The 14,891-nt window shown below is 58.0% G+C and carries 16 protein-coding genes; 2 read left to right on the forward strand and 14 right to left on the reverse strand.

Annotation, left to right across the window (positions count from 1 at the left end):
• Positions 1–4: 4 nt before the first annotated feature.
• The 5 genes from gyrB to dnaA form a co-directional block, all read right to left on the reverse strand.
• Positions 5–1,903, reverse strand: a complete 1,899-nt coding sequence (gyrB, locus tag ACP6EK_RS02885) for a DNA topoisomerase (ATP-hydrolyzing) subunit B (protein ID WP_438317631.1) — start codon at positions 1,901–1,903, stop codon at positions 5–7.
• Positions 1,900–2,199 carry a DciA family protein gene (locus ACP6EK_RS02890; RefSeq protein WP_438317634.1) on the reverse strand — a complete coding sequence of 100 codons (300 nt, stop codon included), beginning with the start codon at positions 2,197–2,199 and terminating at the stop codon, positions 1,900–1,902. The genes gyrB and ACP6EK_RS02890 overlap by 4 nt, the downstream gene beginning before the upstream one ends.
• A complete protein-coding gene (gene recF, locus ACP6EK_RS02895; RefSeq protein WP_438317637.1) occupies positions 2,196–3,272 on the reverse strand; it encodes a DNA replication/repair protein RecF in 1,077 nt (358 codons plus the stop codon). The genes ACP6EK_RS02890 and recF overlap by 4 nt, the downstream gene beginning before the upstream one ends.
• Positions 3,273–3,281: 9 nt before the next feature.
• On the reverse strand, positions 3,282–4,364 hold the full coding sequence (gene dnaN, locus ACP6EK_RS02900; protein ID WP_438317640.1) for a DNA polymerase III subunit beta: 1,083 nt from the start codon (positions 4,362–4,364) through the stop codon (positions 3,282–3,284).
• Between the two features lie 146 nt (positions 4,365–4,510).
• Positions 4,511–5,866, reverse strand: coding sequence for a chromosomal replication initiator protein DnaA (gene dnaA / locus ACP6EK_RS02905; RefSeq protein WP_438317643.1), 1,356 nt, complete (start codon positions 5,864–5,866; stop codon positions 4,511–4,513).
• Between the two features lie 367 nt (positions 5,867–6,233).
• On the opposite strand from dnaA, the gene ACP6EK_RS02910 reads away from it, so the two are divergent.
• Positions 6,234–6,881: a redox-sensing transcriptional repressor Rex gene (locus tag ACP6EK_RS02910; RefSeq protein ID WP_438317646.1), complete on the forward strand. Its 648-nt coding sequence runs from the start codon at positions 6,234–6,236 to the stop codon at positions 6,879–6,881.
• On the forward strand, positions 6,853–7,212 hold the full coding sequence (locus ACP6EK_RS02915) for a NusG domain II-containing protein (protein WP_438317649.1): 360 nt from the start codon (positions 6,853–6,855) through the stop codon (positions 7,210–7,212). The genes ACP6EK_RS02910 and ACP6EK_RS02915 overlap by 29 nt, the downstream gene beginning before the upstream one ends.
• Here ACP6EK_RS02915 and ACP6EK_RS02920 read toward each other — a convergent pair.
• The 9 genes from ACP6EK_RS02920 to ACP6EK_RS02960 all read right to left on the reverse strand — a co-directional run bounded on the left by ACP6EK_RS02920 (position 7,209) and on the right by ACP6EK_RS02960 (position 14,732).
• Positions 7,209–8,435 (reverse strand): ROK family protein, encoded by a 1,227-nt coding sequence (locus ACP6EK_RS02920; RefSeq protein WP_438317652.1) that lies wholly within the window; start codon positions 8,433–8,435, stop codon positions 7,209–7,211. The genes ACP6EK_RS02915 and ACP6EK_RS02920 overlap by 4 nt on opposite strands.
• Positions 8,386–9,234 carry a 16S rRNA (adenine(1518)-N(6)/adenine(1519)-N(6))-dimethyltransferase RsmA gene (rsmA, locus tag ACP6EK_RS02925; protein ID WP_438317655.1) on the reverse strand — a complete coding sequence of 283 codons (849 nt, stop codon included), beginning with the start codon at positions 9,232–9,234 and terminating at the stop codon, positions 8,386–8,388. The genes ACP6EK_RS02920 and rsmA overlap by 50 nt, the downstream gene beginning before the upstream one ends.
• A gap of 3 nt (positions 9,235–9,237) precedes the next feature.
• The gene (locus ACP6EK_RS02930) at positions 9,238–9,417 is read right to left on the reverse strand and encodes a hypothetical protein (protein ID WP_438317658.1); all 180 of its coding nucleotides are present in this window, start codon (positions 9,415–9,417) and stop codon (positions 9,238–9,240) included.
• A gap of 6 nt (positions 9,418–9,423) precedes the next feature.
• On the reverse strand, positions 9,424–9,789 hold the full coding sequence (locus tag ACP6EK_RS02935) for an Asp23/Gls24 family envelope stress response protein (protein ID WP_017889906.1): 366 nt from the start codon (positions 9,787–9,789) through the stop codon (positions 9,424–9,426).
• The gene (locus ACP6EK_RS02940) at positions 9,789–10,298 is read right to left on the reverse strand and encodes a TIGR00725 family protein (RefSeq protein WP_438317661.1); all 510 of its coding nucleotides are present in this window, start codon (positions 10,296–10,298) and stop codon (positions 9,789–9,791) included. The genes ACP6EK_RS02935 and ACP6EK_RS02940 overlap by 1 nt, the downstream gene beginning before the upstream one ends.
• Positions 10,264–10,755: a bifunctional nuclease domain-containing protein gene (locus ACP6EK_RS02945; RefSeq protein WP_017872858.1), complete on the reverse strand. Its 492-nt coding sequence runs from the start codon at positions 10,753–10,755 to the stop codon at positions 10,264–10,266. The genes ACP6EK_RS02940 and ACP6EK_RS02945 overlap by 35 nt, the downstream gene beginning before the upstream one ends.
• 727 nt (positions 10,756–11,482) lie before the next feature.
• A complete protein-coding gene (locus ACP6EK_RS02950) occupies positions 11,483–11,920 on the reverse strand; it encodes a hypothetical protein (RefSeq protein ID WP_438317664.1) in 438 nt (145 codons plus the stop codon).
• An 885-nt stretch (positions 11,921–12,805) separates the two neighbouring features.
• The gene (locus ACP6EK_RS02955; protein ID WP_438317667.1) at positions 12,806–13,786 is read right to left on the reverse strand and encodes an alpha-ketoacid dehydrogenase subunit beta; all 981 of its coding nucleotides are present in this window, start codon (positions 13,784–13,786) and stop codon (positions 12,806–12,808) included.
• The gene (locus tag ACP6EK_RS02960) at positions 13,779–14,732 is read right to left on the reverse strand and encodes a thiamine pyrophosphate-dependent dehydrogenase E1 component subunit alpha (protein ID WP_438317670.1); all 954 of its coding nucleotides are present in this window, start codon (positions 14,730–14,732) and stop codon (positions 13,779–13,781) included. Before ACP6EK_RS02960 ends, ACP6EK_RS02955 begins: the two co-directional genes overlap by 8 nt.
• Positions 14,733–14,891: the final 159 nt, after the last annotated feature.

The following is a 14,891-nucleotide window of genomic DNA, read 5'->3' on the forward strand; positions in this document are numbered from 1 at the left end:
ACCCTCAGACGTCAAGATTCACCACTTCCAGGGCGTGTTCCTGAATGAATTCCCGGCGGGGCTCCACCGCATCCCCCATGAGGATGCTGAAGATTGCCTCAGCCTCCAAAGCGTCCTCAATGGTGACCTGCTTGATGGTGCGGGTTTTCGGGTTCATGGTGGTGTACCAGAGCTGCTCCGGGTTCATTTCCCCAAGGCCTTTATACCGCTGAATGGTGTACTTTTTGTTCCTGAGGTTTCGCAGGAGCGCTTCAAGTTCCCGATCGTCGAAGGCGTAGTAATCGCTCTTCTCCACCCGGACGCGGTAAAGAGGCGGAAGGGCGATGTAGATGTGTCCACCCTCAAGGAGCGGACGCATGTACCGGTAGAAGAAGGTCAGAAGGAGCGTCCGGATATGGGCGCCATCCACATCGGCGTCGGTCATGATGATGACCTTGTGGTAACGGAGCTTCTCAATGGTGAGATCATCCCCAATGCCACACCCCAGGGCGGCAATGATGTTCCGGATTTCGTCGCTTGAGAGAATTCGGTGGAGACTCGCCTTCTCCACGTTGAGGATTTTTCCCCGAAGGGGCAGAACGGCCTGGAAACGCCGGTCTCTGCCCTGTTTGGCTGAGCCTCCCGCCGAGTCCCCCTCCACGATGAAGATTTCCGCGACGCGAGGGTCCTTCTCAGTGCAGTCGGCGAGTTTCCCTGGGAGCGTCACCGATTCCAGACTGTCCTTTTTGCGGGCGAGTTCCCGGGCTTTCCGCGCCGCAATCCGGGCCCGAACGCTCTCCAAGACCTTCTCCACAATCGCCCGGGCCACCCCCGGGTTCTCCTCAAAGAAGGTTCCCAGGAAACTCCCTGTGAGGTCCTCGACGAAACTCCGGACCTCGGGATTCCCGAGCTTGGTCTTCGTCTGCCCCTCAAACTGCGGCGAAGGAACGAGAACATGAATCACGGCACAGAGGCCCTCCCGGACGTCGTTCCCCGTGGGAAGCTCCTCTTTTTCCTTGAGGATACCATGGCGCTCGATGTACTCGGTGATGACCCGGGTGAGGGCAGTCTTGAACCCCGTCACATGGGTCCCACCCTCTTCAGTGCGGATATTGTTGGCAAAGGAGAGCACCGTCTCCAGGTACCCATCGTTGTACTGGAGGGCGATTTCGGCCCGGATGCCGTTCCGGTTGCCGGCAAAGAAAATCGGCTCGGGGTGGAGCACACCCTTCCCCTGGTTGAGGTGCTCCACCAGGGCCCGGATGCCCCCCGAGAAACTGTACACCTTCTGCTTTCCCGAGCGCTCATCAACAAGGCTCAGGGTGAGCCCCGGGTTCAGAAAGGCGAGCTCCTTCAGGCGCTGAGCAAGGATGTCAAAGTGGAATTCCGTTTGCGGGAAAACCAGGGGATCCGGTTTGAAGCGAACGTACGTCCCCGTCTCCTCCGTCTCTCCCAGGGAACGGAGAGGGGTGACCGGTTTCCCCCGCTCGTAGCGCTGGCGCCAGATCTTCCCCTGGGTTTTCACCTCCACTTCAAGCCACTCCGAGAGGGCGTTGACCACCGAAATCCCCACGCCGTGGAGCCCTCCGGAAATCGTGTAGGCTCCGCTCTCAAACTTCCCTCCCGCATGGAGGGTGGTCAAAACCACCTCGAGCGCCGGTTTCCCCGCCCCCCGGTGGATGTCCACCGGAATTCCCCGTCCGTTGTCGAGAACGGAGACGCTGCCGTCCCGGTGGATGGTCACCGTAATTTCGGTGCAGCAACCGGCCAGGGCTTCATCGACACTGTTGTCCACCACCTCGAACACCAGGTGGTGCAGCCCTCCGATATCCGTATTCCCGATGTACATACTCGGCCGCTTTCGGACCGCTTCCAGTCCTTCGAGAATCTGAATGGCATCGGCCGTGTACGCTTTCTTCGTCACTTTCCGTCACCTCGTGGACACACCCGGATCTTCACCGCCTCGAGGGGAATCCCTTGTCGCTGGAAGGTCTCGAGAATCTCCCGAGCCCTTCCCTCAACTTCAAGAAGACACACAGGGTCCGTAACCTCAAGGAAGAGCACGTTCCGCACCACCTTCTTCGGGGTACACACCGCCACGAGATCCGGAAACCACTCGCCGAACCGCTCCATGGCCTGGTACACCTGGACCCTGGGCAGAAGGCCCTGCCGCTTCAGGAACTCCGCCAGGGCTTCAGAAAGGGGTGAAGGCCTGTTCATTCCCGAATCTCCCCCGCACGCACGAGGAATACCCGCGCACCCTGGTTTTTGAGCTCAAGCGCCAGGTCCCTCTCCGTAGTGGTGAGGAAGACCTGGGCTTCCGAGAAAAGACACGATGCAAGCGCCCGTCGTCTCCGCGTATCCAGTCCCGGGAACGCATCGTCAAGGAGGAGCACTACCCTGTCTTTCCGTATCCATTGTACCACAGCTTTCTCCGCCATGCGCAGCGCCAGGGCCACACTCTTTTTCTCTCCAAAAGACGCAAACTCCCGGACATCCCGCTCCCCAAGGAGAAAGGCGATTTCATCCCGGTGGGGGCCAAAGAGCGTCATCCCCCGCCTTCGTTCTTCCTCTCGCAGTGCCTCCCTTGCCTTCCTGAGGCCCTCAAGGACTCCTTCCCCCGTGGTGTACCCCCGGGCTTCGTACACGACCCGGAGCGCATCGCTTCCTTCAGAGAAACTCCGGTAAGCCCGCTCAAAGAATGGAGCAAAGAGGCGGAGGTAGCGGAGCCTCTCCTCAACGATTCTCGCCCCCAGGGTCACGAGCTTTTCCCCATAAACCTCAACGAGGTCCTCTCCCTGTCCCTCCCGGAGGAGGAGGTTCCTCCGGGAGAGCACCTGCTCATAGGCATTGAGAAGAGCCTCAAATTGAGGAGAAAAAAACGCTAAAGCCCGATCGACAAAGTCCCGCCGCCTCTTCGGTTCCCCATCGACAAGGGCAAGGTCTTCGGGGAAGAACCCCACGAGGGGGAGAGGGGTTCTCTTTCGCTCAAGCTTCCCATCCCGACGCCACTCCCTCTTGCCCTTTTTGCGAAGAATCACCTGGCGCACCGAGAACGAACTCCCCTCCATGAAGCGGGCCGAGAGAAAGGCCTCCTCTTCTCCAAAGGCGATGAGCTCCTCATCGCAGGCGAAAAAGGGAGAAAAGCCCCGGGCAAGGAAAAAGAGCCCCTCGAGGAAGTTGGTCTTCCCCTGGGCATTGTCCCCCAAAAGCACGAACACCCCCTGCCCCAGGGAAAGCTCGACTTCCGTGAGGTTCCGGAACTTCACGAAACGCACTGCCTCAAAGTGCACGGAGGGTGCTCACACTCCCTGAAGCCGGACGGGCATGAGGACGTACTCAAAAGAGGAAGACGAAGAAACCTTTGCCGGGGAAAGCTCCCCAGAAAGCCCGAGTTCCACCCGTTCGTCCTTCATCACCCGCAGGGCCTCAAGGAGGTACCGCACATTAAACGCCACCTTCAGGTGGTCCCCTTCAGTCTCTCCCGTCACCTCTTCCTCCGCCACTCCCAGGTCCCCCGTAACCCGAAGCTGCAGCACCCCTCCACCAAAAGACACCTCGACCACCGGGACCCCGGAGGTCACAAGCGCTACCCGCTCAAGCGCCTCTAAGAGCTCTTCCCTTGAGACCTGAGCTCGGCTCACGAAACTCTGGGGAATCACCTGGAGGTAGTTGGGGTACTCACCCTCGATGAGGGTGGAGAAGAGCATCGTCTCCCCAATCCGGAAGACCACGCTGCCATCTTGGGGGACAAACCGGGCGTCCTCCCTTCCCAGAAGGCGCAGGAGCTCCACCACCGCTTTCTGGGGGAGCACATAGCGGGCTTCCTTCTCAATCCCAGAGAGCTCAAAGACATTCCGGCTCAGGCGATGGCCATCGGTGGCGACCACTTCGAAGCGTCCCGGGGCAAAGGCAAGGAGCACCCCCGTGAGCACGGGACGTGTCTCATCCCGGGAAACGGCAAAGTACGTCCGGAGCAGAGCCTCTTTGAAGAGCTCTCCGGGAAGGAGTACCACAAAACTCTCCTCTCCTTGAGGAAAGAAGGGAAAGTCCCCCGGGGGGAATCCCGAAAGCTCAAAGCGGCTCCGGCCACACTGGAGCAGGGCTCGCTCTCCTTCCGTTCTCAGCCTCACCTCTCCTTTGAGCGTGCGAACGATGTTGTAGAGGACCTTCCCCGGGAGCACCGCCTGTCCCTCTTCGAGGATTTCTCCTCGAAAGGTCGCGGTAATGCCCACCTCAAGGTCAGTGGCGGAAAGGCACACCTTATCCCCAGAGCTATCCACAAGAATACCCCCAAGAGCCGGAGTCACGGGGCGCGTGGAGACCACCCGGTAGACTTTGCTCAAGGCTTCTCTGAAGGTCTGTGCCTCAACCCGAATATCCACACAGAACCCTCCTTCCTCTTCTCCTATCTTTAAGAAATCTCTTTTCAAGAGGAGTCGTAGGAGTAGAGGAGAACTCTGTGGAAAAGTCCCCCTCTCCCTTCTTCCTCTGAGCTCCCCTCCCTGTGTGCAAGGTGTGGATAAGGCGCTCACTTCTCAGAGCGGATCCGCTCAATGAGCTCCTCAATTTCCTTAGCAAGCTGCGGGTTCCTCGTGATGTCCTCCCGGATTTTCTCGCAGGCGTGCAGCACCGTCGTATGGTCCCGGCCGCCGAATTCCTCACCGATTGAGGGAAGCGAGAGGTCTGTGAGCTCCCGGGCAAGGTACATGGCAATCTGGCGGGGATAGGCAATGTCTTTGCTGCGTTTTCTAGCCCGGAGCATGCTGGGTTTCAAACCAAAGTGCTCGGCCACCACCCGCTGGATGACGGCCACGGAAACCTTCTGGGTCTCCTTTTTGGGAAAGACGTCCTTCAGGACCTCCTGGGCGATGCTGAGGCTCGGCTTGACGTTATTGAGGTTACAGAAGGCGGTGACCCGTACGAGCGCCCCTTCGAGTTCCCGGATGTTGGAGGGAATCTGGTTGGCGATGAAGACGATGACCTCGTCAGGGATGTGGATATCCTCGAGTTCTGCTTTCTTGCGGAGGATGGCAATACGGGTTTCAAGATCAGGAGGCTGGATGTCGGCGATGAGTCCCCACTCGAAGCGGGAACGGAGGCGATCCTCAAGGGTTGGAATCTCCTTTGGCGGACGGTCGCTCGTGAGGACGATTTGCTTTGACGCTTCATGGAGCGCGTTAAAGGTGTGGAAGAACTCTTCCTGCGTTCGCTCTTTCCCGGCGAGGAACTGAATGTCGTCGATGAGGAGGACGTCGACGTTGCGGTACTTCTGGCGGAACTCCTCGGTTTTGTCGTCGCGAATGGCGTTGATGAGTTCGTTCGTGAACTTTTCCGAGGAGGCATAGACGATGCGCATGTTCGGGTTTTTATCAAGGATGTAGTGGCCGATGGCGTGCATGAGGTGGGTTTTCCCAAGACCAACGCCTCCGTAGATGAAGAGGGGATTGTAGGCCCGGGCCGGGCTCTCTGCCACCGCCATGGCTGCAGCGTGGGCGAACTTGTTGCTGTTCCCGACGACAAACGTCGCAAAGGTGTACTTGGGGTTGAGGTTGGGTCGCTCCCACTCTGGTGAAACCCCTTGGGCTTCGATGGCCTCCTGGGGTTTCCGCAGGATTGAGGGGTCCACGATGAGGCCAATTTCGAGGTTATTATACGGGAGACCTGAGACCCGCTGGAAGGCATACCGGATGAGCTCCAGGTATTTCTGTTCAATCTTCTCCCGGGAGAGTTCTGTGGGAACGGCAAGGACCAGACGCTTCTCAAAAAGGGACACCGGCTGAATGGTTTCCACCCAGGAACGGTACTCGGGGGTGCTCATCTGCTTCTCTAAAAGCGCAAGCGTCTTTATCCACATCTCCCGCAGGGCTTCGAAAGAGACTTTCATGGTGAAACCCCCTACGCAAATCCACAGTCGTCCACAGAGTTATCCACAATTTCTCCCTCCACCGAAAAAATGGCACAAAGAGAAGAAAAGAAAAGCGCTTTCCCCTTTTCTTTCCCCTCACCTCTCCGGTGAACGGTGCGTGACTTCCCTGCGTGTGTCCTAATTTAACCACAAAAATCGGGCTGGAGCAAGTTATCCACAGCTTGTGCACAGCTGTGGATAACTTTGAGGAGCGAAAAATCCTTATGTGGTGAGGAAGAAAAACTGCACCAGAAATTGTTATCCACAGGATTCCGGAGGAGGAATTTCGCTTCGCTTTTGTGGACAAAAGTGGAGGCTTTTCAGTACACTGGAAGAGGAGGTGGAAGTGTTGAAGCGAATCCCTCCAAGTACGGTGCAGCGCCTGGTGCTCTGCTATTCTCTGGCAAGAAGGGCCCTGGATCGGGGAGAGGTGTACCTCAAGAGTCAGGACATCGCTGTTCTCCTCCGGGTCGACGAGACCCAGATTCGCAAGGACATGGCCATGGTGGGTATTGGAGGAGTGCAGAAACGGGGATACCCCGTGGAAGTCATAGTCCGCAGACTCGAGGACCTCTTCGCGCTTCGGGTGGAGAAGCTCTCTGCCCTCATCGGGGTAGGAAATCTTGGCCGGGCACTCCTGAACTATCCGGGGTTTTCGAGATACGGGGTGCGGATCGTCTGTGCCTTTGATACGGATCCCGAGAAGGTCGGAAGAGAAATCGGTGGCGTTCTCGTTTACCCTCTTGAAGCCCTGGAGGAGGTCATCCCCCGTTTCGGGGTACAGATGGCCATCCTCGCCATTCCTCCCTACAGTGCTCAGGAAGTCGTGGACGTCCTTATAGGCCTTGGGGTTCGGGGTATCTGGAACTTCTCCTCGGCACTCCTTCGGGTTCCCGAGGGCGTGGCGGTGCGGAATGAATGCTTGGAGAGCGGGCTTTTACTCCTTCTCCATGAGATGCGGGGGGATGGTCGTGTACCTTTTCCGAAGAAGTGACTGGCTCTCACTCATCGCTGTGGGCGTGGTTTTAGGGATACTCTTCCTCTTCCGGTACGTGCCCTTTGAGGGGAAAGGGCAGGAACGCTACACCGTGGTTATCGAGAGCGAGAAAGGAAGAATGGAAGTTCCTGTCACCCCTCAGGACGACCGGGAGATTGTCGTCTCCGGACCCCTGGGAAAGACCATCGTGGCCGTTAGAGGAGGAAAGGTCTTTGTAGTGACCTCTCCCTGCCCCGACAAGGTGTGCATCAAAACTGGGAAAATCCCCGATGATACCTCCTTTATCGCCTGCATTCCGAACCGGGTCGTTATCCGACTTGCGCGTTAGAACCGCCCGAGCTCTCCGGCCATGAAGTGGTCAAGCACAAGCGATGCTGCTCCAAGGAGCGTCACATCCTCTCCCCACCGGGAATAGAGAATCTGGGGCGTGACGTACTCCCGGTAGAGCAGGCGTTCTTCGAGGACCTGACGGATGGGCCGGTCGATGAACTCCCGAGCCAAAGAGGCCTCCCCGCCGATGACCACGAGTTCCGGGTCGTAGAGGTTGATGAGGTTCACCACTCCTACACCGATGTACCGGCCAAGTTGGGTGAGGAGCTGCACGCAGGCCTCGTTATCTTTCTGGGCCCCTTCGACGATGTGGCGGAAGGCGAGCTGTTCTCCACGCTCAAGAAAAGAGCGGAAGTACGGCTCCCCTCCAAACCACCCGATTTCCCTGGCCTTCTCCACGATCTTCTGGGTGCTGCAGTAGAGCTCCAGGCACCCATAGTTCCCACACACGCACCGCGGGCCAAAGATGTTGATGCTTGTGTGGCCCACTTCTCCAGCCTTGCGGTGCTTCCCCTGGTAGATTTTCCCGTCGATGAGGACTCCCGCTCCCACGTCTTCCCCCACCATGAAGTACACCATGTTCTGGACTTCTTTCGCGCTACCACACCAGGTTTCGTGGAGACACGCTGCATCGGCGTTGCTCATCATGAAGATGGGAAGGTCGTACTCCCGGAGGTACTTCCTGAGATCGAGGCTTTTGTGGAGGAGGAAAGTCGGGTGGGCGAGGATGGTACAGGTTTCGGTATCCACGGGCCCTGGGGCGCTCACACCAATCCCAAGAATGAGGCTCAGGGACTGGGTGGCGTACTCGAGAACGTGGATGAATTCCTTCTGGAGTTCTAAGAGGGCGATGTCGGTGTCCTCAAGGAGGCTGTAGCGGGAATCCCGGCGAAAGAGGATGTTGGGCCCAAGGTCGGTCAGGGCAATGGAGAATCCCTGACGGGTGAAGGTGATGGCGATGATGTAGAAGGCCTGGTCGTTGACGGAAAGGAGGATGGGTTTTCGCCCGGTCCTCGTGTCGGAGGGTCCAATTTCCCGGACGAGGTTTGAGGCGAGGAGCTCGTTGATGATGTTGGTGATGGTGGGCTGGGTGAGGCCGGTGATGCGGGCCAGCTCAATCCGCGAAAGCGGTCCCCGTTTTTTGAGAAGCTGCAGCACCAGCGACCGGTTTTTAATCTTGACGTCTGTGAGGTTGTCTCCAACCCAGGTGCTCTTCGGCATGGCGCTCTCCTTCTCCATTATATCCCTGCCCCTTGAGAGAAACAACGCGGACGCTCTCCCACAGCCTCTCCCACTCTTCAAGGGTCAGGTCTTCGGCCCGTTTCCCCAAAAGCTCAGAGGCAGAGGCTGTTCCCTGGGGAATCACGGAACGCAGAATTTTCCGGCGGTGGCGGAAGACCTCCCGGACGAAGCGGAAAAAGGGAATAAAGTCCTGGGGGAGGTCTTTTCGGCGCCGACCAGAAAGGACGAGGGAGTAAACCCTTGGCAGTGGTCGAAAGGCCTGGGGAGGAACCACAAAGAGCCTTGCTGTGGAAAAGAGCCGGGCAAGGCCCACCGAAAGGGGGTTCCCCTTGCCTTCTGGTGGCAGGGAGAGGAGTTTTTCACCGAATTCGTACTGCACCATCACCACAAACCGTTCCCAGAGGAGTTCCGGGGTGGTTTCAAGAAGGAGCGTAAAGAACGCTGCGGAGATCCCGTAGGGGAGGTTGGCGATGCACTTTCTGGTCGCTTCGGGGAAGGACCGAAGAAGGGATACGAGGTCCACCCGTAAGATGTCCTCCCGGTACAGGGACACACGAGGGTAGACCCCAAGCCGCTCCTTTGCCTGGGAAAAGAGCAGAGGGTCAACCTCGAAGCTCACGACCCGTCCTGCTTTCTGCGCCAGGCGCTCGGTGAGCACCCCCTCTCCTGCTCCAACCTCAAGGACGAGATCCCGGAGGCTCAGTTCTCCGGCCTCCACAATGGCAGAAAGGACTTTCTCGTCGACGAGAAAGTGCTGCCCCAGGCGGGTTCTGCGCATCGTTCAGGTTGTTTTCTTATGCTCCTGCGCAGAGGCAAGGTGGTCCGGGAAAAAATAGTCGCAGCGGTCCACGGGCTGCGTCCGTTCTTTCTGCTCTCCCAGAAGGCACCGGTAGATTCCCCGCTCTTTAAGGAGCGGATCGCAGTGACGGCACACCTGACACAGACCTTCAGGGTTGTACAAGTTCTCTCACCCCCTTTCGTCGAGGTCTGACCAGTCAACGTTCTGAACCTCGACATGCACGCGGGAGGGCACAATGCCGAGGCGCGAGCAGAGCGCGTCAAAGACGCTTCTCTGCACCCTCCGGGCCACCAGGAAAAAGGACGGAGCAGAGGCGCTTACGGTAATCCTGAGGCGGACCACAAGGTCCTGAGCCTCCAGGGGGACCTTTTCTCCGTGGGGCAGGGCGTCTTCTCCCCGGAAGAGCTCCACCGTCTTCAGGAGACGCTCGAAGTCATCCCGCACGCCTTCAACATGAACGGCTGCTCGGGTGGCAACCTCAGCGATGGTGGTGGTGCTCAGGCGGATGAAGCCCGGGCTTCCCTCGGTGTTCATCACTTCGCTCCCTGAAGCCTTGAAAATACGTACTCCACAGCCTCTTCGGCGCTCTCAAAAGAGGGGAAGAAGTCCTTCTTGCCCCGGTGGTCCTCAATCTTCCAGGTGCGGACACCAGCGAGGATTTTCCCCAGGCGAAGGGCAAGGGCGATTTCACTCAGGGTTCCCGCCTGTCCTCCACAGGCAATGAGCGCTGACGATGCGGAGACGATGATGAAATTCCGTGCCTCTCCGAGCCCTGTGGCAATGGCGAAATCCACGAAGGGATTGGCATCATCGGGGGAGGACCCGGGAAGGATGCCGATGGTGATGCCTCCGGCCTCTTTCGCTCCCCGGCAGGCCGCTTCCATAACCCCTCCAAGACCCCCACAGAGGAGTACCCCACCCCGCTCTGCAATACCCTTTCCGATACGGTACGCAAGGGCGAGGACAGGTTCCTCCGGTGCATGCTGCCCAAGGACACCAATGTACCACTTACGTCTCGTAGCCGAGGTATTTCTTGAGGTCATCGGGTTTCAGGTTCTCGAGGAACTGGCGGAATTCTTCGATCTCTTTATCGTCAATCTCTCCCATGGCAACCGTTGTTGAACTGCGGATTTCTTCGGAGATGTAGATGGGAGCCCCCATGCGCAGGGACAGGGCGATGCCGTCGCTTGGGCGGGCATCCACGGTCACTTCCCGGCCGTCGATTTTGAGATAGAGGAGCGCGTAGAAGGTGTTGTCGACGATTTTGGTGATGACGACCTTTTCAAGCTCCCCTCCCATGCTCCGGATGACCGAGGCCATGAGGTCATGGGTGAGTGGGCGGGGCGTCTGAACTCCCTGGAGACCAAGGAGTATTGCCTGCGCCTCGAAAAGGCCAATCCATATGGGAAGGCTCCGCTTCTCCTCCTCGTCGACGAGGATGACAACGGCCATGGCGCTTTTCTGGTCGAACATGAGACCCTGGACCTTCATCTTCAACATGGCGCTCACGCCCTTTCACCTATATTATACCCCCGCTTCGGTTTTTCTCAATTTGCTTTTTGCTCAACCGTTGCCTGTATCACTCCAGGCGGTTTCTCTGCCATCCGGACCATGAAAGGACAAGGAACCTCCGGGGTTGCTCCACTAAGTGGAAAAAGCGGGGCTTGCAGTGACCCCTTTCCTTTGTCTTTGCGAGGGGCAAAGTCCTGAAGCAATCCGGCAGACGTTTCTCTACCGTTGCGAGCGAAGCGAAGCAGCCCCAAGGCCACAGAAAGCGAGATTGCTTTGCGAACGAAAAACGAGCTCGCAATGACGTGCCAGGGGCCACCGCGAGGGCTTCTTCTCCGTCACTGCGAGGAGCGAAGCGACGAAGCAGTCTCGTATTTCCATGGGGCAAGAGGAAGAGACTGCTTCGGAAGCGAAACCATGACCTTGCAGTGACACGGTGGGGTCACCGCGGGTGAAAAAGCCTCAGATTCTCAAAAGGGAGATTGCTTCCCGAGCGGAAAGACAGGTCCGCAATGACACGGTAGAGGGGGCTACTGCGGGCGGAGCAACTTTCGAGAGACGCAAAAGAACAAGACTTTCCGGGAACAGGGGCAAAGAGAAGCAAAAAACCAGAATCTGTAAAGAGGGGGAAGAAGGGTGTAGCGGCCAGGGCGACGGAAGAAGTCTCAACGGATGCGTTTTCTGCGGCTTTTGATGTCCTTCACCACCTCCTGAACGGTCAGCCCTCCAAGCCATTCCTCACGGTCCCTAACGTAGTCACCACTTCCTCTTGCGCACTGCTGCAGGAAGCGGGCCATTCCCACCGGGCCCAGAGCCTCTCTCCCGAGTCTCGGCTGGCGTCATCCTCTGCAGAGCCACCTGTCGTCACCTCCATCAACCACAGGACGGGATTTGCAACCCTCACACGCAAATCACCCCGGATCTTTTGGGCGGTATTGAGCGTTCGGTCGTCAGTGGTAAGCAGCACCCGGACACCCCCTGCCTCGGCACAGGCGATGTGCAAGGCATCGAGGGCCTTAAATCCGAGCCGCTCAAGTTCCTGGGCACGGACCTGCACTGGCCGGTTCACCTTCTGCCGGGTCCGGGCAACGGGAGCAAGAAGGAACACCCTGTATCTCCTTTCTTCGTCGGGAATGCGAGAAATCTCGTAATCCACAACTTCACTCCCCAGAAGCTGCCATTCCCCGGCCTGACAAAGCGCTCGAGAATAAGCAACACCGCTTCAGCTTCCAGGCGAATACGCTCCTGCGACTGGTCGTCAAAGGGCCTATTTAGGCAGCATACGTCAAGGGAGACGAGCATCGTCTCCTCTAAAAATGAGTGTCGCTCTTTGCTGGAATCCCCGAATACCCCGCACCATGCCCTCCTCCCAGCAAGTAACCAGAAGGATAGGGTTTTGCAATTCCCGAAACCTTCCTGTGCTCCCATGAGGACTTCCTTACCAGAAGCAGTACCTTCACCGTTTTTGCCAACCATGAACCCACCGTGCGCTTACTCAGCCGACACTCGGACGACCTTGCGGAGATGCCCGGGAGAGGAGGATGCCTCCTTATGCAGAGGGTCTTGAGCACTATGAAAGTCATGGATTACGAGGAAGCAAAAGAGCGGTTGGGAAGACCCTGGAGACGGTATCAAAACACGTACCGGCCTTCTCGAATCGGCGAGGTCAAGGGGAAAATTTCCCCTGTTTTCTGAAGTATCCGGAGGACACCAGAAAGCGCATTTACGCCACCAGTGCGGCAGGAAGTCTCGTAGCAGGATAGAGGTTTTCGTTCCGTCTTGTCGTTTCGGAGCTCCAACCCCTTCCTCTTTCCGAATCCCAACTCCTTTTTCTTTCCGAAGCCGCGAAACGGCGAGGAATCCCGGAGACTGCTTCGCAGACGACACGACGAGCTCGCGGTGACAAAGTGGAGGTGTCACTGTAGGCGGAGCAAAGCAATCCCGGGTTACCCTGCAAAGCTATTTCGACCCTGCGACGAAAGGAGCAGGAATTGCTGCATCGTCTGGCACCACAGGACCTGGAAATTACCGGACTCAGCGGTCACGACACAAGTTCCCGGCAGGCGGCTATAATGTCCTCGACCTGAGGGGCAATCCGGCGTTCAAGGTGCGGATTATAGGGTGGGGGCATTTCCAGTCCCCCAAGGCGCATGACGGGAGCGTCAAGGTCGTCGAAGGCCTTCTCGGTGATGAGGGCGGCGATTTCTGCCCCGAAAGCCCCAAAGCGAGGGGGCTCGTACACCACAAGTGCCCTGTGGGTTTTCCGAACGGACTCGAGGACGACCTCCTCATCGAGAGGACGGAGGGTCCGCACGTCCACGACCTCAACGTCAATTCCCTCCCGGGCTAAAATCTCTGCCGCCTCAAGGCTTCTTCTGACCATGAGGGAATAGGTCACGATGGCGAGGTCCCTCCCCCGTCTTTTAACCTCTCCAGCCCCCAGGGGGATAACGTACTCTTCTTCAGGGACCGGTCCTTTGACGCGGTAGAGGAGCTTGTGTTCCATGAAGATCACGGGGTTATCGTCTCTGATAGCGCTTTTGAGGAGTCCTTTAGCGTCATAAGGCGTTGCGGGGGCAACGACCTTAAGCCCGGGGACGTGGGTGAACCAGGACTCGAGACTTCCGGAGTGGTGTCCTGCGGCTCCGGTACCGGATCCCGCGGGAGAGCGGACCACAATGGCCACCTTTGCCTTTCCCCCGAACATGAAACGGATTTTGGCTGCCTGGTTCACTATCTGGTCGGCGCAGAGCGTCATGAAGTCGAAGAACATGATTTCGGCCACCGGCCGCATACCAAGGAGCGCAGCACCTATGGCCGCACCCACAATGGCGGCTTCAGAAATCGGGGTATCAATCACCCGTTCTTCCCCAAACTCCTCAAGGAGCCCCTGGGTGACGCCAAAGGCCCCGCCGTACACCCCGATGTCCTCACCGATGAGGAACACCGAGGGGTCTTTTCGCATTTCTTCCCTGAGGGCCTCCCGTATGGCCTCGGCGTAGGTGATTTCCCGCTCAGGCATAGACCAGTCGCCTCGCTTCCTCTATGGTCAGTTCCGGGCTTTCTTCGGCAAAACGCACCGCCTCTTCGATGAGTTCCTCGGCTTTTTTCTCGAGGTCTTTCAGGGCTTCTTCGGGAACGCCTTCGCCAAGGAGGTACTCCCGGAAGCGCTTTATGGGGCAGCGCTCCGTCCACATCCTCACTTCCTCTTTCGTCCGGTACACTCCCTTATCGCTTTTGGAGTGCCCCTTGAAGCGGTAGGTCCGGGCCTCGATGAGCGTCGGTCCCTCACCTTTTCGGGCCCGATCCACGGCTTCTTTCGTGGCCTCGTACACCGAAAGAACGTCCATTCCGTCGACCGTAACCCCGGGAATGCCGTAACCCTTTGCCCGCTCGGCGATGTCGGGGATGGCGAAGGCTTTCTTCACCGGAAAGGACATGGCGTAGAGGTTGTTCTCGCACAGAAAGACCACCGGGAGCTTGAAGACCGCTGCCAGGTTCACGGCCTCGTGGAACGCTCCGGTGTTGGCCGCTCCGTCTCCGAAAAAGCACAAGACCACCCGGTTGTTTCTCTGGAGCTTGCACGCCAAAGCTGCCCCAACGGCAATGGGAATGGCCGACCCCACAATGCCTGTGGCGCCGAGGTTTCCCCCTTCGAGGTCGGCGATGTGCATGGAGCCCCCAAGCCCCAGGCAGTACCCTGTGGCCTTCCCCATGAGTTCGGCCATCATCTTCCTGACGTCAGCCCCCTTGGCGATGCAATGCCCGTGGCCCCGGTGGGTTGAAGTGATGTAGTCCTCGGGACGAAGCGCAAAACAGGCCCCTGTGGCCACGGCTTCTTCGCCGATATAAAGGTGGAACGTCCCCCAGATTTTCCCCGCCATATAGAGCTCCTCCGCTTTTTCTTCAAAGCGGCGGATGCAGAGCATCGTGAGGTACATTTTGAGTTTGTCGCTGACGCTGAGCATGACCCTCGCCTCTTTTTGAGCAATTTCTCAAATTCATTTGACCATTAAGCGTTCGTTTCCATTATAGCGAGGTAGAAGAGAGAAGCAAGCCGTTCGGGTATTTTTTCTCCTCCATGGTTTTCACAGTCCAGACCTGGAAATTCGGATTTTCTGACGTCC

Source organism: Candidatus Caldatribacterium sp. SIUC1, from assembly GCF_051549785.1.
GTDB lineage: Bacteria > Atribacterota > Atribacteria > Atribacterales > Caldatribacteriaceae > Caldatribacterium.

Coding starts and splice junctions, on each gene's coding strand:
- ACP6EK_RS02935 (WP_017889906.1), bottom strand. CDS start 9,789: ATGAACACCGAGGGAAGCCCGGGCTTCATCCGCCTGAGCACCACCACC.
- dnaA (WP_438317643.1), bottom strand. CDS start 5,866: ATGAAAGTCTCTTTCGAAGCCCTGCGGGAGATGTGGATAAAGACGCTT.
- ACP6EK_RS02945 (WP_017872858.1), bottom strand. CDS start 10,755: ATGTTGAAGATGAAGGTCCAGGGTCTCATGTTCGACCAGAAAAGCGCC.
- ACP6EK_RS02960 (WP_438317670.1), bottom strand. CDS start 14,732: ATGCTCAGCGTCAGCGACAAACTCAAAATGTACCTCACGATGCTCTGC.
- ACP6EK_RS02940 (WP_438317661.1), bottom strand. CDS start 10,298: ATGACCTCAAGAAATACCTCGGCTACGAGACGTAAGTGGTACATTGGT.
- ACP6EK_RS02890 (WP_438317634.1), bottom strand. CDS start 2,199: ATGAACAGGCCTTCACCCCTTTCTGAAGCCCTGGCGGAGTTCCTGAAG.
- ACP6EK_RS02955 (WP_438317667.1), bottom strand. CDS start 13,786: ATGCCTGAGCGGGAAATCACCTACGCCGAGGCCATACGGGAGGCCCTC.
- rsmA (WP_438317655.1), bottom strand. CDS start 9,234: ATGCGCAGAACCCGCCTGGGGCAGCACTTTCTCGTCGACGAGAAAGTC.
- ACP6EK_RS02915 (WP_438317649.1), top strand. CDS start 6,853: ATGGTCGTGTACCTTTTCCGAAGAAGTGACTGGCTCTCACTCATCGCT.
- ACP6EK_RS02920 (WP_438317652.1), bottom strand. CDS start 8,435: ATGCCGAAGAGCACCTGGGTTGGAGACAACCTCACAGACGTCAAGATT.